Below are 19375 nucleotides of genomic sequence, written 5' to 3' on the forward strand. Positions count from 1 at the left end.
GATCTGCGGGTTAGCGTTCCTGCATGAGTCATGAGTACCGGCCGCCCCGGCGCCGATCCCGGCTCACCCGCCGGGGCCGACTGGCCCTCTTCCTCGGCGTGCTGCTCGCGGTCGGTGCGGTGGTCCTGATCCCGGTCCTGCGGGGTGTCCAGGAGCTAGAGAGACCGCGCCGGTTGACGATCCCCGAGGGCTGGCGCGCGGCCCAGGTGTACGCCGCGGTCGACCGCGAACTGAAGCTGCCGCCGGGATCCGCCAAGTCGGCGGTGCCCACGGTCGCACCGGCCCTGCCCGCGGAGGCCAAGGGCAACCCGGAGGGGTACCTCTTCCCGGCGACGTACCCGGTGACTTCGAAGACCACCCCGGCCGCACTCCTCGCCCACATGGTGCGCACGGCCAACGAGAAGCTCGCCACCAAGGCGGTGGCCGACGGCGGCAAGGCCCACGGGATGACCCCGTACCAGACGGCGACGATGGCCAGCGTCATCGAGGCGGAGGCCGAGAGCCGCGCCGACATGGGCAAGGTCGCCCGGGTGGTGCACAACCGGCTCGCGAAGTCGATGCCGCTCCAGATGGACTCCACCCTCAACTACGCGCTGAACCGCAACACCGTCGACACGACGCTGAGCGACACCCGGATCGACAGCCCCTTCAACACCTACGAACGCCAGGGCCTGCCGCCCACGCCGATCGACAGCCCGGGCCTGGAGGCGATGGCGGCGGCGGTCGCGCCGACACCGGGCGACTGGCTGTACTTCGTCACCGTCAAGCCGGGCGACACCCGCTTCTCGGTGACGTACGCGGAGCACCGGAAGCACGTGGCGGATTTCAACAGGCGCCGCGCCGCCCACGCGGGCCCGCGCACCGGCTGACGCCTCTTCGGCGCGCCGCCGGTCCGGGCCCCGTCCCCCCGAAGACCGGGCCGAGGTCGAGACCCGAGCGCCTGTGCGACGTGGACCCGCACGACGGGACGGGCCCGGACTCCGTGGACCTCCTTGAACCGGAAGACCTGGGCGAACTGGCAGCGCTCGGCGGGATCGGTCCGGTCGAGCCGAGCTCCGAACCGTTCTGACGGATCAGGGCGCGGGCGTGGCCGCCGGTTCGCGGGTCAGCAGGCTGCGGATCTCGCGGACCGCCGCGCCGCCCGCGCGGTTGGCGCCGATGGTCGACGCCGACGGGCCGTAGCCGACCAGGTGGATCCGTTCGTCGCGGACGGCCCGGGTCCCCTCGACGCGGATGCCGCCGCCCGGCTCGCGCAGGCGCAGCGGCGCCAAGTGGTCGACGGCCGCGCGGAACCCGGTGGCCCACAGGATGACGTCCGCGTCCACGCGGCTGCCGTCGGCCCAGGCGGCGCCTTCGGCGGTGATCCGGTCGAACACGGGCAGGCGGTTCAGGACGCCCGAGGCCAGGCCGGCCCCGACGGCCTCGTTCAGCGGGAGGCCCGTCACACTGACCACGCTCTGCGGCGGCAGCCCCCGGCGTACCCGCTCGTCCACCAGGGCCACCGCGGCCCGGCCCTCGGCCTCGCCGAAGCTCCCGTCGCGGAAGACCGGGGGCCGCCGGGTCACCCAGGTGGTCCGCTCCGCCACCTCGGAGATCTCCAGCAGGTGCTGGACCGCCGACGTGCCGCCCCCCACGACGATCACCCGCGCACCGGCGAACTCCTGCGGCCCGGGGTAGTTCGCGGTGTGCAGCTGGCGGCCGCGGAACGTCTCCTGGCCCGGGTAGCGCGGCCAGAACGGCCGGTCCCAGGTGCCGGTCGCGTTGATCAGGGCCCGCGCCGACCAGACACCTGCCGAGGTCTCCACGCGCAGCCGTCCGCCGTCCCCCTCGCGCACGGCCGACACGTCCACGGGCCGCCGTACGCGCAGGCCGAACCGGTCCTCGTAGGCGGCGAAATACTCCCCGACCACCTCCGACGAGGGCCGCTGCGGATCGGCGCCGGTCAGTTCCATGCCGGGCAGGGCGTGCATGCCGTGGACCTTGCCGTAGGTGAGCGACGGCCAGCGGTACTGCCAGGCCCCGCCCGGGCGGGGCGCGTGGTCGAGGACCACGTGGTCGAGCCCCGCGCGCTTCAGGTGGTACGCGCTGGACAGGCCCGCCTGCCCGGCCCCGATGACCACCACGTCCACGTCCACATCCGTGCCCGCGCCCGCGTCCCGCCTCAGATAGTTCACGGTTCTACCAACTCGTGGCGGTCGCGGGATCTTCCCGCCCCTACACCTCCGGGGTGCCGGCGGGTCGGCGCAGCGTGGCCAGGACCGGCCGGTCCGGCTGGAGCGTGAGGCCGGGGAAGACCTCGGCCCGCTCGCTCCCGCTGTCCAGGTGGAACCGCTGTCCCAGCACGGCCAGCACGAGCGCGGCTTCCACCAGCGCGAACCGTGCGCCCAGGCAGGCCCGCGGTCCGCCGCCGAAGGGGAACCAGGCGTGCTCGGGCACCCGGTGCGGGGCGTCGTCGTCCCACCGTTCGGGGCGGAAGGCCTCCGGGTCCGGGAACCACCGCCGGTCGCGGTGGACCGACCAGGGGCTGGTCCACACCGACGTCCCCGCCGGCACCGGCCGCCCGCCGAGGGTCGCGCCCTCGGTGGCCACCGCCGAGATCAGCCAGATCGGCGGGTAGATGCGCAGCGTCTCCTTGACCACCTGCCGGGTCCACGGCAACAGTGCGTAGTCGTCGTATGTCGGCAGGCGCCCGCCGAGTACGCGGTCCAGCTCCTCCGTCAGCCGGGCCCGCGCCTCGGGCGCCCCCGACAGCAGCTGCCAGGCCCAGGTCAGGGTGGTCGAGGTGGTCTCGTGTCCGCCGATGTAGAGGGTGATCGACTCGTCCCGCAGCTCCTTGCGCGACAGCGGACCGCCGTGCTCGTCGCGCGCCGCCAGCAGCCGGCTGAGCAGGTCGTCGCGCTCCGCACCGGCCGCCGACGCCCTCTCGTGCTCGCGTATGACGTGCTCGATCTCCCGGTCGAGGACCGCCACGGCCTCGTGCATGCGGCGCCGTCCGGGAGTGCGCACCCACGGCGGCAGGAACAGCGTCAGCCCGCGGAACTCCGCCCCCAGTTCGCGCTGCGCCGTGGCCATGGCGGCGCTGATGGGCGCCTCCCGGCCCGCGGCGTCGCTGCCGAACAGCGTGCGAACGGCGATCCGCTGGGTGAGGCCGGCCATCTCCCGGTGCACGTCGATCCGCGCGCCCTCGCGCCAGCCGCCGGCCAGCGCGTTCGCGCACTCCACCATCGTGGCGGCGTACGAGCGCACCTGGCGCGGCCGAACGGCCGGCTGGACCAGGGCCCGCTTGCGCCGCCAGTCGTCCCCGGTCGCGACGACCACCCCGTCACCCAGCAACTGGTGGAAGGCCCAGCCCAGTTCCGTCGGCCTGAAGGTGGATTCGACGGCGCCGAGCAGTTCACCGGCGTGCTCGGGCAGGGAGACCAGCACGTTGCGCTTCGGGCCGAGGGACCAGGGCACCCAGTCCCCGTAGTCGTCGCGCAGGGACTCGAAGAAGGCCAGCGGATCGCGGGCGAAGGCGGGCAGGTTCCCGAGCAGGGGCCACCGGCGCGGGCCGCCGGCGCGGGTGCCCGGGTGCAGGGTCGCGGTCACGCACGCATGGTGACAGCCGCGCCCCCAGGGCACCAGAGGCCGCAACGCTCCGCCCGGCGGTTCTCACCGCCGCTCCGTCAGACGGTCCTGCCCGCCGACCGCGCGCGCAGCCACTCGTACGCGGCGTCCGCACTGAACTCCGGCTGCCCGCCCCGGAAGAGGAGCCCGGCGGACGCGAAGGCCGGGTCGCCCGCGATCTCCGCCGCGTACGGGACCACGATGCACCCCATGCCCGCGGCGTGGGCGGCCCGCGCCCCCGGCGCCGCGTCCTCCACCACCACGCAGTCGCCCGGCTCGGCGCCCAGCCGGCGGGCCGCCTCCAGGAACACGTCCGGGGCGGGCTTGCCCTGGGCGACCTCCTCCGCGGACACGACCGTGGTCAGCAGCGCGTCCAGGCCGGTGCCCGCCAGTACGGCGTCGATCGCCTCACGCGAGGAACCGGAGGCCACGGCCATCGCCGCCCCCTCGGCGCGCAGCCTTTCGACGAGCCCCCGCATCTGCGGGAAGACCTCGGTCCGGGTGCGCGCGAGCTCCAGATAGGCGGCGTTCTGCTCGGCGAGGAGCTGCTCGACCGGTGCCGGGATCCCGTAGCGGTCCTTGAGGATCTCCAGGGTCTCCAGCGTGCCGATGCCGATGAAGCGGGAGTGCTGCTCCCACGTGAAATCGGGGACGCCGTGCCGCTCCAGCGTGCGGCGCCCGGACTCGTAGTAGTTCGGCTCGCTGTCCACGAGGGTGCCGTCGAGATCGAATATGACGGAGATCATCCGCTGTGCCGTCCTGCCTGTCACGTCCTGCCCCATCCCGTACCGGCCATACTGTCAGGGTTTGCGGGCATTCCTCCCCACTGCTTCGACCAGTGGCAGCAGCCGGTGGGGCACCCGCTCGCGCAGCGCCACCTCCGTCCGCGTGCGGACCACGCCGGGGAGCTGGATCAGCCGCTGGATCACGTCCTCCAGATGCCCGTTGTCCCGGGCGGCCACCCGGGTCAGCAGGTCCCCGCCACCGGTGATGGAGAAGGCCTCGATGATCTCCGGCACGGCGGCCAGCGCGTCGCCCACGTCGTCCAGATGGCCCTGGGTGACCTCGATGTGCACGAAGGCCAGCACCGGGTGGCCCAGCGCCGCGGGGGAGAGCACCGGTCCCGTCCCGGTGATCACGCCCGTCCGCTCCAGCCGGTCCAGCCGGGCCTGGAGGGTGCCGCGCGCGACACCGAGGATCCGGGCGTACTCACGGACGCTGGTGCGCGGCTGCTCGATCAGCAGGCGCAGGATTCTGGTGTCGAGCTCGTCCACCGCCATGCTGGGACTTTACCAACGGCATAGTTCACCGCGATCGTTCCCGGCCAGGAGCCTGCCCGGTGTGCAGTGGGGGCTGCTTGCGGTAGGCCAGGCCCACCACCAGCACCGCGGCGGCGGGCGGGAGCAGCAGCCAGCCGACCGTCCAGCCGGCCCGGATCAGCAGCGCCCCCAGGACCCCGCCGGCGAACATGGCGAGGACGGACAGGCCGCGCAGTTTCCAGCCGGCCGACCCGTATCCGTAGACGGCGTCGCGCCCCATGGCGGAGCCGCCGAGGAAGGCCGTCATGGACCGGGTGACCAGCGTCGTCGGCACCCCCGGCACGTTCGCCCGCATGATCGTGGTGTTGCGCATGCCCATCGCCAGCGCCAGGACCGCCGTCACCGCCAGGTGCCGCGGGGTCGGCGACCCGTACTGCGGCACCAGTCCCCACGCCGCCGCGGCTGCGGCCAGGATCAGCCCGGCCTCGACGATGAGGCCCATGACGAACCAGCGGCGCCCGCGGGCCTCCGTCACGGACTCCAGGTGGGAGCCGCAGAACACCCCGAGGACGAACGCGGCCAGCGAGATCCCGGCGGGCAGGGTCGGCAGGTCGGGCGCCTGCGCGACGCCGAAGGCCAGGAACAGCACGTTGCCGGTCTGCATCGCCGTGAAGGCGGGCCCGAGCGCCAGCAGGCTCACCGCCTCGATCACCCCGGTCACCGCGGTCAGGGCGACCATCAGCGCAGGCATGTGCGGCGGGAGCTGCGAACCGGCCGTCCGCGCGGCCTTCCGGTCCTCGTCCATGACGCCCGACAGTGACATGCCCGCCGGCCCCTCCGGCGCCGACATGCCGGAAGGCGTAGGGTCCGGAGGGTGAGTGATCTTTTGCTGGTGCGGCACGGTGAGACCGCCTGGAGCGCCAATGGGCGGCACACCGGGCGCACCGACATCCCGCTGACCGCACGCGGGGTGGAGGAGGCCATCTGCCTGGCCCCCTACTTCCGGGACCGGCGACCGGCCCTGGTGCTGACCAGCCCGCTGCGCCGGGCCGTCGCCACCGCCGAGCTCGCCGGGCTCCCCGGCGCCGGCATCGACTCCGACCTGTACGAGTGGGACTACGGCGGCTACGAGGGCATCACCACCGCGGAGATCCACCGGACCACGCCCGACTGGTCCCTCTGGACGCACGGCGTCCCGCCCGGCGACGCGGACCACCCCGGCGAGAGCGCCGCCCAGGTGGGCGCCCGGGCGGACCGGGTCCTGGCCCGGGTCGCCCCCGTGCTCCGCGGGGACGGCGGCGACGTGGTGCTCGTCGCCCACGGCCACTTCCTGCGCGTCCTGACCGCCCGCTACCTGCGCCTGGAGCCGGAGTACGGCCGGCTCTTCCTGCTGCGTACGGGCACCGTCAGCACGCTCTCGACGGAGCGCGGACTCCCGGTGATCGCGGGTTGGAACGCCCGCTCCTGACCCCGTCCCCGACCCGGTCCCCGACGCGGTTCCGGACGCCCGTACCCGACCGCGTCGGGCGGCCCCCGCTCGCCTCGCGCACCGGGGCCGCCTGCGTGACCATTCGTACATGAGCCATGACGGTGCGGGCGACGGCCCCGGTACGCCCACCCAGGAAGCGGGGCTCAAGGCCAACGCGATCGGCTTCCTCGACGCGCTCGTGATCGGCCTGAACTCGACCTCGCCCGCCTACTCCCTCGCCGCCGTCCTCGGGCCGATCGTGGCCCTGGTCGGGATCTACGCGCCGGGCGTCATGCTGGCCTCCTTCGTGCCGATGCTGCTCATCGCGGCCGCCTTCTACTACCTGAACAAGGTCGACCAGGACTGCGGGACGACCTTCTCCTGGGTGACCCGGGCCATGGGCCCGTGGGCGGGCTGGCTCGGCGGCTGGGCGATCGCCATGACGGGCGTGCTGGTCATCGGCTCGCTCGCGGACGTCGCCGTCAACTTCGGCCTGCTCGCCTTCGGACTGGACGACTGGGCCGCCAACGCCTGGATCCGGCAGGGCCTCACCGTCGCGGTGATCCTGGCCATGACCGCGATCTGCGTCATCGGCACCGAGCTGTCGGCCCACCTCCAGGACATCCTCATCCTCGCCCAGGTCTTCTTCCTCCTGGCCTTCGCGGTGGTCGCCCTCTACCGCATCTACGCCGGCACCAGCACCCTGGAGGAGATCGAGCCGAGCCTCAGCTGGCTCAACCCCTTCGGCGCCGGCGGCGCCGCCCTCACCGGCGGACTGCTGCTCGGCGTGTTCATGTACTGGGGCTGGGAGTCCGCGGTCAACCTCACCGAGGAGGTCGAGAACTCCGCGACGGCACCCGGCAAGGCCGGGATCTGGTCCACGGTGATCCTCCTGGTCACCTACCTGTCCGTGGGCTTCGCGGTCGTCGGCTACGCCGGCACCGTCTTCCTCGCCGAGAACGCCGCCGAGGAGGAGGCCATCTTCGCCGTCCTCGCCCACGAGGTCATGGGCGGCTGGGACTGGGTGGTGCTCCTCGCCGTCTGCACCTCCGCACTCGCCTCCACCCAGACCACGATCATCCCGGCCTCCCGCACCGCCCTGTCCATGGCCCGCCGCCACGCGCTGCCCCCGCACCTCGCGCACATCCACCCGCGGTTCCGGACCCCGGACGTGAGCACCTGGTGGGTGGCCGGCATCGCCATCGGCTGGTACCTCGTCGTCAACCAGATCAGCGAGAACGCGCTCCTGGACTCGCTCACCGCGCTGTCCCTGCTCATCGCCTTCTACTACGCGCTCACCGGCCTGGCCTGCGCCGTCTACTACCGCCGCCACCTGATGGAGAGCCCGCACAACCTCCTGCTCATCGGCGTCGGCCCGGTGGTCGGCGCCGGTCTGCTGATCTGGCTGCTGATCGAGTCGATCGGCGACATGTCGAACCCGGAGAACTCGGCGAGCGGCGTCTCCTGGTTCGGACTCGGCCCGCCGCTCGTCATCGGGCTCGCGATCGCCCTCGTCGGCGTGCTCGTCATGTGCTTCTGGCGGGTACGGGACGGCCGGTTCTGGCAGGAGCGCCGCGGAGTGGTCGACCCCGCCCTCGTCCACACCCGGAAGCGCTGAGGAGTCCCGATGTCCGTGGTCCTCGGATACGACGAATCCCCCGGTGCCGAGCGGGCCCTGCAGGTCGCGCTGGAGGTGGCCACCGCCTTCGGCGAACCCCTCGTCCTCGTCTACGGGGCGGCCGCCCCGGGCCCCACCGGCGAGGAGTCCCGCGCCCACCGGGAAGCCGTCCGCCAGGCGGGCCGCAGCGCCCTCGCGCACGCCGTCCAGGAGGCCGACGCCGCCGGCGTGCCCTCGACGGTCGAGGTGGCCGACGAGAAGCCGGCCCAGGCTCTGCTCGACGCCGCCCGCCGCCACGACGCCCGCGTCATCATCGTCGGCAGCTGGGGCGACAGCCCGATGCGCGGCGCCCTGCTCGGCTCCACCCCGCACAAGCTCCTGCACCTCTCGCCGATCCCCGTGCTGTGCGTACCGACGGAGAGCACGCCGCGATGAAGCGGGCGGGCGGGCCGCGACCTGCCTAGGATGCTTCGATGACGGAACTCCAGCGGCTCCGAGCCGAACACGCCCCGGCCCTGCTCGCGTTCGAGTGCGCCAACCGCGCCTACTTCGCGCAGTCGGTGCCCGACCGCGGGGACGCGTACTTCGCCGACTTCGACACCCGCCACGGCGAACTCCTCGCCGGGCAGGCGGCCGGCCGTGACCACCTCCACCTGATCATCGGCGGCGACGGGGAGGTGCTGGGGCGGATCAACCTGATCGACGTCGAGGACGGCTCGGCCGAACTGGGCTTCCGCGTCGCGAAGGAGGCCGCCGGCCGGGGCCTGGCCACCAGCGCCGTCCGGCAGGTCCTGGTGCTCGCCGCGGACACGTACGGGCTGCGGACCCTGCGCGCCGCGGCCACCGTCGACAACACCGGATCGCGCACGGTCCTGCTGCGCACCGGGTTCCTGCCGGTGGGGGAGACCGTCCTGGACGGCCGTCCCGCGATCCGCTACGAACGGGACCTGGCGGCGGTACGGCAGCAGCCGGCGGGTGCCTGAACATCCGTCAGGCACCCGCCGGCCGGGTCCGGTCGTCAGGGGCGGGAGAGCGCGCCCTCGGGCGGGGCCAGCGCCCCGTCCGGCCCAGGCACCTCCTTGGCGCGCAGCCGGGTCAGCGCCGGGCTGGTGATCGCCGTCGTCACCAGTGCCATCAGCACGAGCATGGTGAACAACTGCGGCCCGATGACGCCCAGTTCCAGTCCGACGTTGAGCACCACCAGCTCGGTCAGCCCCCGGCAGTTCATCAGGGCGCCGATCGACAGGGCCTCCCGCCACGGTCTTCCGCAGGCGCGCGCCGCGCCCGAGGCGCCGCCCCACTTGCCGAGGAAGGCGACCGCCAGGATCGCGGCCGTCCAGAGCCACAGCTCGGGCGAGGCCGTCAGGCCCCCGATGTCGGTGCGCAGGCCCGTGTGCACGAAGAACAGCGGCAGCAGCACGGGCACGGTGAAGGCGCGCAGCCGGGCCGCCGAGACCTCGATGCGCCCTCCGGTGCGCGGGGTGATCACGCCGAACAGGAACGCGCCGAACAGCGCGTGCACGCCGATCAGGTCGGTGGCCAGCGCGGACACGCTCAGCCCGCTGAAGAGCGCCACCAGGACCGCCGCGTCCCCGGCCCGGTCGGCGCGGGCCGCCCAGCGGGCCAGCAGCGGCCGTACCGCGTACAGCATGAACAGCGTGAAGGCCACGGCGAGCCCGGCCGTGGTGGCCGCCTCCATCGGGGACCCGGCCGAGGACAGGGCCACCACCAGGGCCAGCAGGCACCACGCCACGACGTCGTCCACGGCCGCACAGGCCATGGCGAGCGCCCCGAGCGGGGTCCCGTACAGGCCCCGGTCGATGAGGATCCGGGCCAGCACCGGGAAAGCCGTGATGCTCATGGCCACCGCCATGAACAGGATGAACGGCGTCCGGCCCACGCCGTCCGGGGCGAAGCCGTCGTACATGGCTATCGCGAGGAGCGCGCCCAGGGCCAGCGGCAGGAGCATCCCGGCCTGGCTCACCGCGACGGCGACGCGGGTGTGGCCGCGCAGGTTCTTCAGGTCGAGCTCCAGACCGACCAGGAACATGAAGGCGAGCAGGCCGAGTTGTCCGAGTACCGAGGTGTACGGCAGGACGGACGCCGGGAACAGCGCGTGCTGGGCCTCTGGCCAGATCCAGCCCAGCAGCGACGGGCCCAGCAGGATGCCGGTGGCGATCTCGCCCACCACCGGGGGCTGACCGAACCGGCGGCAGACGGAGGCGCCGACCTGGCAGGCGAGGATCACCGCCGGGACGGCGACCAGCAGGGCGGGCAGCGGATCAGCGGACGACACGGGCGTCTCCTTCGGGGGCTCCGGGGCGCAGGGCGGCGGACGGGTCGAGGTGGGCGGCCGGCGGCGGGACGGCGGCCGCCTGCGACCACTGGGCGTAACGGCGCAGGCCGTACAGCAGGGGCTGCGGATCCTCCCGTACGGTCACCCGGTGGACCTCGGCGAACACGGCCGTGTGGTCCCCGAAGCCGACGGTCCTGACCACGGCGCAGTCCGCGACGGCGTGCGCGTCCGCGGTCAGGTGCGGCCCGCCCGCTCCCAGCGGCAGCCGCCACTCGACGCGTTCGAAGCGGTCGGGCGCGCCGGAGGCGAACAGGTCGGAGGCGCCGCGGGCCCGCTCGTGCAGCAGGTTGAGGGCGAAGGCCCCCTGGTCGAGGATCACCGCGAGCGTCGGGCTCGCCGCCCGTACGCACACCACCAGCGTGGGCGGATCGAGTGCGACGCTCGCGACGGAACTGCATGTCAGGCCATGGGGCACGGTGTCCGAATCCAGGGTGGTGACGATGGACACCCCGCTGGGGAAGGCGGCCATGAAGGGCCGGAGGTCCGCGCGGCGGTCTCTTGCCGACTCGTCCGGCGCGGCGGGATGGTGCGCGGAGCGGTGGGGCATGTCTGACTCCTGAGGTGGCTGGAAGCGACTGCGGCCCGGCAGCCGGCGGAGTGCCGTGCTGCCGGGCCGCGGTCGCGGAGTGCCTTACGCGCCGTGCAGTTGGCGCAGGTAGTCGTACGCGCTGGGGAGGGTCTCCAGCAGGTTCTGCTGCTGGCGCTTGACGGTGTCGAAGAGGGGTTCGGCGCCGGCCACCGATTCGGGCCGGTGCGCGAGGGTGGGCAGCGGGGCGTCCGGCTCCAGACCGAGGCCGGCGAAGATGCAGTAGTAGCTGCCGTTGGTCCAGAAGTTGCGGAACTCCGCCTCGAAGTTGCCGTAGTACGTGGACTCGTCGGTGATCGGGGAGTTGATGGGCAGGCCGGCCTTGTAGGCGGAGATCTTCTGCTTGATGTTGTCGGGGAGGACCAGCTTCTTGTTGGCCTGCCAGAACGGGGTGTCGTTGCGCGGCGCGTAGAAGAAGTGCGCCTGGATGAAGTCGCGGGTGTCGTCGAACATCACCTCGATCTCGTGGTTGAAGCTGTCGACCAGACCCTCGTTGAAGGTCTTGTCCGGGAAGTGCTTGGCCAACTGGTAGATCGCGGCCGTGATGAAGTAGATGCCGGTCGACTCCAGCGGCTCCAGGAAGCAGGACGACAGGCCGATGCTGACGACATTCTTCACCCACGCGCGGCGGTTGCGGCCGACGCGGAAGCGAATGTGGTTGAACTTCGTCTCCTCCACGTCCAGGCCCCACATGTCCGCGAACTCGCGGGTGGCGGTGTCCTGGTCGGTGAACTTGCTGGAGTACACGTAGCCGGTGCCGAAGCGGCCCAGCATGGGGATCTTCCAGGCCCAGCCCGACGACATGGCGATCGCCGAGGTGTACGGCTCCACCCCGCCCGCCTCGTCGTCGTGCGGGACGGCCGTGGCCACCGCGCTGTCGCACAGCAGGTGGTCGCTCATGTCGATGAACGGCTCCTGCATCGCCTGGTTGATCAGCAGCCCGCGGAAGCCCGAGCAGTCCACGAACAGGTCGGCGTCCAGCGCCAGCCCGCCCTTGGTGTGCAGCGTCGTGACGTACCCGCGGGAGTCCTGCTCGACCCGGACCATCTCGTCCTGCACGTGGCCCACGCCCTGCTTCTCGGTGGCGAAGCGGCGCAGGAAGTCGGCCACCAGCTGGGCGTCGAAGTGCCAGGCGTACCGGGTCGCCGGGCGGCCGTCGAGCCAGCGCGGGGCCTTCATCGCGTCCATCACGGGGGGCTCGCGGAAGCAGGCGTAGTCGAACGGCTCGGTGGTGCGGCCCTCGTACTTGCGCTTGAACCAGTAGTGCGACAGCGGCGTCTGGTCGTAGTCCGGCAGCAGCCCGAAGGGGTGGTAGAAGTGGTCCGGGCCGCCGCCCGGGAGCTCCCGGGCCGTCGACTCGCCCTGCCCGTCGGTGCGCCAGTTCACGAAGCGCACGGCCATCTTGAAGCTGGCGTTGCACTCCCGCATCCACTCGTCCTCGGCGATCCCCAGGTAGTCGAAGAACGAACGCTGGAGATTGGGCACGGTGGCCTCGCCGACCCCGATGCGGGGGATCGTCGGCGCCTCGAGCACGGTGATGTCGACCGTTCCCTGGAGCGCCTTGCCGAGATACGCGGCCGTCATCCAGCCGGCCGTGCCGCCTCCCAGGATGACGACCTTCTGAAGCCGGGTGTCGGTGCTGGTCATGAAACAGCCCTCATTTCGGAGTCGGCGGTTCGGGTGGTCGTGCTCATCAGTGTCGAAAAACGCCCTATCACCGCCCTACACCGCAAAGATCCGGCCGTTGTAGGCCCGATATAGGCCCCCCGAACACACTCTTCGCAGGCAGAGCGGCAGGCGGGACGACGACCGGGAGGACGCGATGACCACCGCAGCGACCGAGACAGCGGGGCCGGCGGTACGCGTCCGCTTCCTGGGCGATTTCGAGCTGACCGTGAACGGCACCCCCGTACGCCGCTGGCGGGCCGGCAAGGCCCGCGGCCTCTTCCAGTACCTCGTGGTCCACCGCGGCCAGATGCTCACCCGAGACCGGCTCTACGAGTCCCTGTGGCCCGGCACCGACAGCACCGCGGGCAGCTCGCTCAAGGTCGCCGCCCACGCCCTGCGCCGGGTGCTCGACGCCCACCCCGACCGCCCCGGGGACTCCGGGATCCAGCTGGTCTACCGCGACTTCGGCTACGTCCTGCACGTCGCCGGCCTGTGGTCCGACCTCGACCGCTTCCAGGAGCTCGTGCACGCCGGCCTGCGGGCCGCCACCGCCGGCGATACCGCGCTCGCCCGGACCCGGCTGCGGGCGGCGATCGCCCTGTACGGCGGCGAGTTCCTGCGCGGCGAGAGCGCCGACTGGGTCGTCGAACAGCGCGAGTACCTCAGGGCGCTGGTCCTGCGGGCCCTGGGCGTGCTGCGCGCCGACGCCGAGGACCGCGAGGACTTCGTGGAGCTGATCGAGCTCTGCAAGCGCACGCTGGAGATCGACCGCCACCACGAGGAGACCTACCGCGCGCTGATGGCCGCACACGGCCGCCGCGGCGAACTGGCCTGCGTACGCCGCTGGTACGAGCTGTGCGCCCGCCGGATGCGCGAGGAGCTGGCCGTGGCGCCCGGCCACGAGACCCAGCGGCTGCTGCGCACCCTGATCCCGGCCGCCGCCCGAGGCGCCGCTCCCGCTCAGGCCCCGGCCTCCGTCGGCGGCGCCCCCGCCGCGGTCCGCGCGCTGCGGCCCGCCGGACGCCAGCCCGGAACACCTCCGTGGAGCGCGGAGGTCCGCAACCCCGCCCTGGCCCGCCCCGTCCGCAGGGCCAGGCCCGACAACCGGGCCCCGGCCGTCCTGGCCCGCACCGCCGACCCCGCGACCGCGTGACCGACGCAGCTGTTCAGCGAGCCCGTGAACCCCGTGACCGAGTGAGGAACCCACCGTGACCGTGCTGACCGTGCCGACCGCGCCGCAGGACTCAAGACCGCCCGGCGGCGAACCGAACGCGGCCCCCCTGCCGCCCCGTTACACCGACCAGTGGATCGGCGGCGCCTGGGTCGCCTCCGAGGCCGAGGGCCGCCTCGTCGTGACCGACCCCTCCACCGAGCTCGCCCTGGCCACCGTGCCCGCCGGCACCGCCCGGGACGCCGACCTCGCGGCCCGTGCCGCCGCAGCGGCCTTCGAGGGCTGGGCGGCCACCCCGCTGCGCGAACGGGCCGCTCTGCTGCGCAGGGTCGTCGAGGCCATGGAGGTCCGGGCCGAACGCTTCGCCGAGGTGATCACCGCCGAGGTCGGCGCGCCCGCCCGGATGGCCCGCCACACCCACGTCGGACTGTCCCTCGGCATGGCCGCGCACTGCGTCGAGACCGCCGCCTCCTACGCCTTCGAGGAGCGGGTGGGCCACTCGCTCGTCGTGCGCGAGGCCGCCGGAGTGGCCGCCTGCATCACCCCGTGGAACACCCCGCTGCTGCTCACCGTGCAGAAGATCCTCCCGGCGCTCGCGGCCGGCTGCACCGTCGTGCACAAGCCGAGCGAGATCACCCCGCTGCACGCCCGGCTGCTCGCCGAGGCGATCGCCGAGGCCGACCTGCCGCCCGGCGTCTTCAACATGGTCGTCGGCACCGGCGACACCGTCGGCACGGCACTGGTCACCCACCCGCTGGTCGACGTGGTCTCCCTGACCGGCTCCACCCGGGCCGGACGCGACGTTTCCGCGCTCGGCGCCGACCGCGTCAAGCGCGTCCACCTCGAACTCGGCGGCAAGAACGCCAGTCTCGTCCTCGACGACGCCGACCTGGCCCCGGCCGTCGCCGCCACCGTCGACCAGATGCTCTTCAACACCGGCCAGACATGCCTGCAGTGGAGCCGGCTGCTGGTGCCGCGCGAGCGCCAGGACGAGGCCGTGGACCTCGCCGTCCGGGCCATGGAGGGCTACGTCACCGGGGATCCGCGCGATCCCGCGACCGACCTCGGCCCGCTGGTGTCCGCGGCCGCGCACGCCCGCGTCACGGGATACGTCCGCCGCGGCGTCGAGGAGGGCGGAGCCCGCCTGGTCCACGGCGGCCCCGACCGGCCCGCCGGCCTGGACACCGGCTACTACGTCCGGCCGACGGTCTTCGCCGACGTCGACCCGCTCACCACGATCGCCCAGGAGGAGATCTTCGGACCGGTGCTGTCCGTCATCCCCTACGACGACGAGGAGCACGCCGTCCGGATCGTCAACGGCACCCGCTACGGGCTGCACGGCGCGGTCTGGTCGGGCGACGACGCCCGCGCCGAGAAGGCGGCGCGCCGCTTCCGCTCCGGCCTGGTCGACGTGAACGGCGGCCAGTTCAACCCGGCCGCGCCGTTCGGCGGGTTCAAGCAGTCCGGGATCGGGCGCGAGTGCGGCACGGCCGGGCTGGAGGCCTTCCTGGAGACCAAGTCGATGCAGCTCCCGCAGGGCGCGGGGGGCCAGGTGGTCGGCCCGCGGCTGCGGGCCACCGAGGCAGCCCGCCCCGCGGACACCGAGAGGAACGACGGATGACCGAGCCCCATGCCGGGCCGGCCGGGGCGGACGCCCCGGGCGGGCTCCCGCCGCTGTTCGCCCGCCTGGAACGGTGGACCCGCGAACAGCCGAACGAGACCGCGGTCAAGGCCGTGGACGGCAACCTCACCTACGCGGCGCTGACCGCCCGCACCGCCCGGTACGCAGCCGCCCTCGCCCGCGCCGGAGTCGGCCCGGAGACCTCGGTCGGGCTCCTGCTGGGCAGGTCCCGGGAGAGCGTGCCCGCCCTGCTCGCCGTCTGGAGCCTGGGCGGGACCGCCGTACCGCTGGACCCCGGGCACCCCGTGGAACGCCTCGGCGGCATCCTGCGCGACGCCGGGGCCGCCGTCCTCGTCGCCACCGCGGTGCCCGCCGGCCTGGAAGCGGGCGGGACCGTCCTCCTGACCCCCCGCGAGGTCCGCCGCGGCGCCCCCGGGGCGCTCGCCGTGTCCCCGCCCGCCCCCGACAGCTGCGCCTACCTCATCTACACCTCCGGAACCACCGGCCGCCCCAAGGGCGTCGAGGTCACCTACCGCGGCCTGGACACCTTCGTCGAGGCCCTCCGCGGACTCGGCCTGCCCGCCGGCGGACTCGGACTCAACGCCGTCTCGCCGGCCTTCGACGGGTGGCTCTGGTGCACCCTGCTCTACCTCGTCCACGGCCAGGGAGTGGCCCTCACCGACCTCTCCCTCGACGGACTGCGCCAGGCCGCCGCGGAGGGCCGCGAGCCGCTGCCCGCCGGACTGCGCACGGTCTCCCTCACGCCGTCGCTCCTCGCCGCCCACGGCGCGGGACTCGACTCCGCCGAGGTGGTCGTCGTCGCCGGGGAGGCCTGCCCGGCCGCCCTGGCCGAGCGGTTCGCCCAGGGCCGGCGGCTGCTCAACGTGTACGGGCCGACGGAGGTGACCATCGCCGCCACCTGGGCCGACAGCCGACGAGGGGACGACGTGACCAGCATCGGACGACCGCTGCCCGGCTACCGGGCGTACGTGCTGGACGAGGAGCTGCGGCCGGTGGCCGCGGGCACCGAGGGCGAGCTCTACCTCGGCGGGCCCGCCGTCGCCCGCGGCTACCGGGGCCGCCCCGGACTCACCGCGAGCCGCTTCCTGCCCGACCCGTTCCAGGGCGGCGGCACCCGGATGTACCGCACCGGCGACGTGGTGATCCGCCGCGACGGCGGCGAACTGGAGTACCGGGGCCGCCGGGACGACCAGGTGAAGATCCGCGGCCACCGCATCGAGCTCGGCGAGGTGGAGCGCGTCGCCGCCGAACTCCCCGAGGTCGTCGCCGCCGCCTGCTGTCCGCTGGCCCCGGGCCAGACCCTCGGCCTCGCGGTCGTCGCGGCGCCCGGCGTCGCCGACCCGGCCGGGCTCGCCACCCGGGTCGTGGAGCGCTGCCGCAAGCAGCTCCCCGCCGCGGCGGTACCGGGCACCGTGCGGGTACTGGACCGGATCCCGACCCTGACCACCGGAAAGGCCGACCGCGCGGCGCTGGCCCGGGCCCTGGAGGAGCCGGAACGCGGCGACGGACCCGGCGCGGCCGGGGGCGGCGCGGTGAGCGCGAGCGAGCGCACCGTGATGACCGTGTGGGCGGAGGTGCTCGCCACCGAGGTCCCCGGCCCCGAGTCGGACTTCTTCGACCTGGGCGGTCACTCCCTGGCCGCCGCCCGCGTGGTCTCGGAGCTGCGCCGCACCACCGGACTGCGCGTCGGCCTGGGCGCGCTGCTGGCCCGGCCGACGGTCGCCGACGTGGCCGCCGAGATCGACCGGCTCGCGGCCGAACAGGGCGCGCCCGCAGCCGACGCGGCCGGCGCCGCCGAAGGGGCGTAGGCCATGGGCACCTGGATCTCCACCTGGACGGCGGACCCCGCCGAACCGGCCCTGCCCGTGCTGCTGTGCCTCCCCCCGGCGGGGGCCGGCTGCCAGCAGTTCCGCGCCTGGCAGCCCGCGCTGGAAGGCACCGCGCAGGTGTACGGCGTACAGCTGCCGGGCCGGGAGAACCGCTGGCGCGAGCCCATGCCGGACACCTTCGATGAGGCCGTCGAGGCCATCGCGGCCGAACTGGTGTCCACCGTCGGGAACCGGCCGCTGATCGTCTTCGGCCACAGCTTCGGCGGCCTCCTCGGCTACGAGGTCTCCCGCCGGGTCACCCCGCGCGCCCTCGTGGTCAGCGGCTGCCGGGCCCCCGGCCACTGGACCGGAGCCGGCCGCGGCATCGTCGACGACGGAGAGGAACTGGACAAGCTCTTCGACACGGCCGACCTCGACCCCCGCCTGCTCGACGAGGACACCCGGGCCCTGATGGTCGGGATGCTCCGCAAGGACGCCCAGCTGTCCCTGAGCTACGTCCACAAGCCGGGCACCCGCCTCTCCGTACCCGTGCACGCCTGGGGCGCCGACGGCGACGAGACCGTCAGCGCGGCCGACCTGGACGGCTGGGCGGCGGTCACCACCGCCGGCTTCGCCCGGCACACCACCACCGGCGGACACCACGCCGTGCTGCGCCGCCCGCAGCCCGTACTGGACCACCTGAGCGCCCTGCTGCGGGGCGAGGGAGCGTCCCTCACCCCGACCGCCTGACAGTCCGCCCGCACCCATCGGCCCGAGCCCGGAGGACACCGTGCCCACCACCCACCAGGTCCTCGTGAACCACGAGGGGCAGTACGCGCTGTATCCCGCCACGCGCGAGACGCCCGACGGCTGGACGCCGGCCGGCTTCGACGGCACCGAGGACGAATGCGCCGCCTTCGTCGACGCCCACTGGCCCGACATCCGCCCGCTCAGCCTGCGAGGAGCCTGAGATGGAGATCGACCTGCTCGACCCGGGCCCCTTCGGCCGCAACGACTTCTGGCCGACGTTCACCTGGCTGCGCGCCAACTCGCCGGTCCACTGGCACCCCGAGCCCGGCAGCGACGACGGCGGCTTCTGGGCGCTCAGCCGGCACCGCGACATCATGAAGGTCTACGCCGACAGCGACACCTTCCTGTCGGCCCGCGGGATGCGGCTGGGCAGCGACCCCGCCGCCGTCGCCGCGGTCGCCCAGCGCATGCTCATCGTCTCCGACGTCCCGCACCACACCCGCCTCAAGCGGGCCCTCGGACAGGCCTTCGGCCCCCAGCAGATGCCGCGTCTGGAAGCCCTCGTCGAGCAGGTCGTCGCCGACCTGGTCACCGAGGCCGCCGAACGCGACGAACTGGACTTCATCGACCTCGCCAAACAACTGCCCAACCGGGTGGTCTGCGCCATCCTGGGCATCCCGCGCGCCGACTGGGCCTGGATCGGCGCCCTGACCACCGACGCCTTCGACTCCCCGGACGAAGCGGTGCGCAGCAGCGCCCACTCGGAGATCTTCCTCTACTTCATCGAGCTGCTCGCCGAGCGCCGGGCGCGCCCCGGCGACGACCTGGTCAGCCAGATCGCCCACGACACCCTCGTGGACGAGGGCGACGGCAGCGAACGGCCGCTCAGCGACCACGAGATCGTCTTCAACCTCAACGGCGTCCTGTCCGGCGCCAACGAGACCACCCGCTACTCGGCGGCCGGCGCGGTCCACATGTTCGCCGAGCACCCCGACCAGTGGCGGCTGCTGCGGGCCCTCGGCCAGGACGGCATCGCCCCGGCGGTCGAGGAGATCCTGCGCTGGACCACGCCCGGGGTGCACGCCCTGCGCACCGCGGCCCGCGACACCGAGATCAACGGGATCCCCGTCGCCGCGGGCGCCCGGGTGACGCTGTGGAACGTCTCGGCCAACAGGGACGAGGACGTCTTCGCCGACCCGCACTCCTTCCGGGTCGACCGCCGCCCCAACCGGCACGTCGCCTTCGGGCACGGCCGCCACCTCTGCCTCGGCGCCCGCCTCGCCCGCTTCGAACTCGGCGCCCTGCTCACCGAGATGCTCGCCGTACTGGACGGGTTCGAACTGACCGGTCCCGCCACCTTCAACTCGTCCAACTTCACCTGGGGGATCAACAGTCTCCCCGTGCGGCTGCTGCGCAGCCGAGCCTTCGCGAAGTAAGAAAGGG

At 73.5% G+C, this 19375-nt stretch carries 19 protein-coding genes; 11 read left to right on the forward strand and 8 right to left on the reverse strand.

Translation table 11 applies throughout. The annotated features are described in order from the left end of the window. The first annotated feature begins 23 nt into the window (after positions 1–23). Positions 24–869 carry an endolytic transglycosylase MltG gene (mltG, locus tag OHA91_RS32725; RefSeq protein ID WP_031156668.1) on the forward strand — a complete coding sequence of 282 codons (846 nt, stop codon included), beginning with the start codon at positions 24–26 and terminating at the stop codon, positions 867–869. 204 nt (positions 870–1073) lie between these two features. Here the strand turns inward: mltG and OHA91_RS32730 are convergent, their stop codons facing one another. From OHA91_RS32730 to OHA91_RS32750, 5 genes are all read right to left on the reverse strand, one after another. Next, positions 1074–2174 carry an FAD-dependent oxidoreductase gene (locus OHA91_RS32730; RefSeq protein WP_328740548.1) on the reverse strand — a complete coding sequence of 367 codons (1101 nt, stop codon included), beginning with the start codon at positions 2172–2174 and terminating at the stop codon, positions 1074–1076. Positions 2175–2214: 40 nt separating this feature from the next. Next, positions 2215–3588 carry a cytochrome P450 gene (locus OHA91_RS32735; protein ID WP_328740549.1) on the reverse strand — a complete coding sequence of 458 codons (1374 nt, stop codon included), beginning with the start codon at positions 3586–3588 and terminating at the stop codon, positions 2215–2217. 77 nt (positions 3589–3665) lie between these two features. Beyond that, positions 3666–4352, reverse strand: a complete 687-nt coding sequence (locus OHA91_RS32740; protein ID WP_031156675.1) for an HAD family hydrolase — start codon at positions 4350–4352, stop codon at positions 3666–3668. Between the two features lie 54 nt (positions 4353–4406). Then, the gene (locus OHA91_RS32745) at positions 4407–4886 is read right to left on the reverse strand and encodes an Lrp/AsnC family transcriptional regulator (protein WP_031156677.1); all 480 of its coding nucleotides are present in this window, start codon (positions 4884–4886) and stop codon (positions 4407–4409) included. A gap of 25 nt (positions 4887–4911) precedes the next feature. Next, positions 4912–5715: a YoaK family protein gene (locus tag OHA91_RS32750; RefSeq protein WP_328740550.1), complete on the reverse strand. Its 804-nt coding sequence runs from the start codon at positions 5713–5715 to the stop codon at positions 4912–4914. 24 nt (positions 5716–5739) lie between these two features. Here OHA91_RS32750 and OHA91_RS32755 point away from each other — a divergent pair, with 24 nt between their 5' ends. The 4 genes from OHA91_RS32755 (at position 5740) to OHA91_RS32770 (ending at position 8934) form a co-directional block, all read left to right on the forward strand. After that, the gene (locus OHA91_RS32755) at positions 5740–6333 is read left to right on the forward strand and encodes a histidine phosphatase family protein (protein WP_031156682.1); all 594 of its coding nucleotides are present in this window, start codon (positions 5740–5742) and stop codon (positions 6331–6333) included. 109 nt (positions 6334–6442) lie between these two features. After that, positions 6443–7951, forward strand: coding sequence for an APC family permease (locus OHA91_RS32760; protein ID WP_031156684.1), 1509 nt, complete (start codon positions 6443–6445; stop codon positions 7949–7951). 9 nt (positions 7952–7960) lie between these two features. Next, entirely contained in the window at positions 7961–8386 is a 426-nt protein-coding gene (locus OHA91_RS32765) for a universal stress protein (RefSeq protein ID WP_031156686.1), read from the forward strand. Positions 8387–8424: 38 nt separating this feature from the next. Beyond that, a complete protein-coding gene (locus OHA91_RS32770; protein ID WP_031156688.1) occupies positions 8425–8934 on the forward strand; it encodes a GNAT family N-acetyltransferase in 510 nt (169 codons plus the stop codon). A 35-nt stretch (positions 8935–8969) separates the two neighbouring features. Here the strand turns inward: OHA91_RS32770 and OHA91_RS32775 are convergent, their stop codons facing one another. From OHA91_RS32775 to OHA91_RS32785, 3 genes are all read right to left on the reverse strand, one after another. Further along, a complete protein-coding gene (locus tag OHA91_RS32775; protein ID WP_328740551.1) occupies positions 8970–10247 on the reverse strand; it encodes a cation:proton antiporter domain-containing protein in 1278 nt (425 codons plus the stop codon). Further along, entirely contained in the window at positions 10234–10854 is a 621-nt protein-coding gene (locus OHA91_RS32780; protein WP_063835641.1) for a flavin reductase family protein, read from the reverse strand. Before OHA91_RS32780 ends, OHA91_RS32775 begins: the two co-directional genes overlap by 14 nt. A gap of 84 nt (positions 10855–10938) precedes the next feature. Continuing rightward, complete coding sequence (locus OHA91_RS32785; protein WP_031156696.1) at positions 10939–12540, reverse strand: tryptophan halogenase family protein; 1602 nt, start codon at positions 12538–12540, stop codon at positions 10939–10941. Positions 12541–12715: 175 nt separating this feature from the next. Between OHA91_RS32785 and OHA91_RS32790 the strand changes: the two genes are divergently transcribed. From OHA91_RS32790 to OHA91_RS32815, 6 genes are all read left to right on the forward strand, one after another. After that, positions 12716–13714, forward strand: a complete 999-nt coding sequence (locus tag OHA91_RS32790) for an AfsR/SARP family transcriptional regulator (protein ID WP_051893676.1) — start codon at positions 12716–12718, stop codon at positions 13712–13714. A gap of 127 nt (positions 13715–13841) precedes the next feature. Further along, positions 13842–15353 carry an aldehyde dehydrogenase family protein gene (locus OHA91_RS32795; protein ID WP_328741194.1) on the forward strand — a complete coding sequence of 504 codons (1512 nt, stop codon included), beginning with the start codon at positions 13842–13844 and terminating at the stop codon, positions 15351–15353. Next, on the forward strand, positions 15350–17182 hold the full coding sequence (locus OHA91_RS32800; protein WP_328740552.1) for a non-ribosomal peptide synthetase: 1833 nt from the start codon (positions 15350–15352) through the stop codon (positions 17180–17182). The genes OHA91_RS32795 and OHA91_RS32800 overlap by 4 nt, the downstream gene beginning before the upstream one ends. A 3-nt stretch (positions 17183–17185) precedes the next feature. Continuing rightward, positions 17186–17932, forward strand: a complete 747-nt coding sequence (locus OHA91_RS32805; RefSeq protein WP_051893677.1) for a thioesterase II family protein — start codon at positions 17186–17188, stop codon at positions 17930–17932. A 16-nt stretch (positions 17933–17948) separates the two neighbouring features. Continuing rightward, positions 17949–18152, forward strand: a complete 204-nt coding sequence (locus OHA91_RS32810) for an MbtH family protein (RefSeq protein WP_076043097.1) — start codon at positions 17949–17951, stop codon at positions 18150–18152. A gap of 1 nt (position 18153) precedes the next feature. After that, positions 18154–19368 (forward strand): cytochrome P450, encoded by a 1215-nt coding sequence (locus OHA91_RS32815; RefSeq protein ID WP_031156712.1) that lies wholly within the window; start codon positions 18154–18156, stop codon positions 19366–19368. Positions 19369–19375: the final 7 nt, after the last annotated feature.

The organism is Streptomyces erythrochromogenes, assembly GCF_036170895.1.
GTDB lineage: Bacteria > Actinomycetota > Actinomycetes > Streptomycetales > Streptomycetaceae > Streptomyces > Streptomyces erythrochromogenes.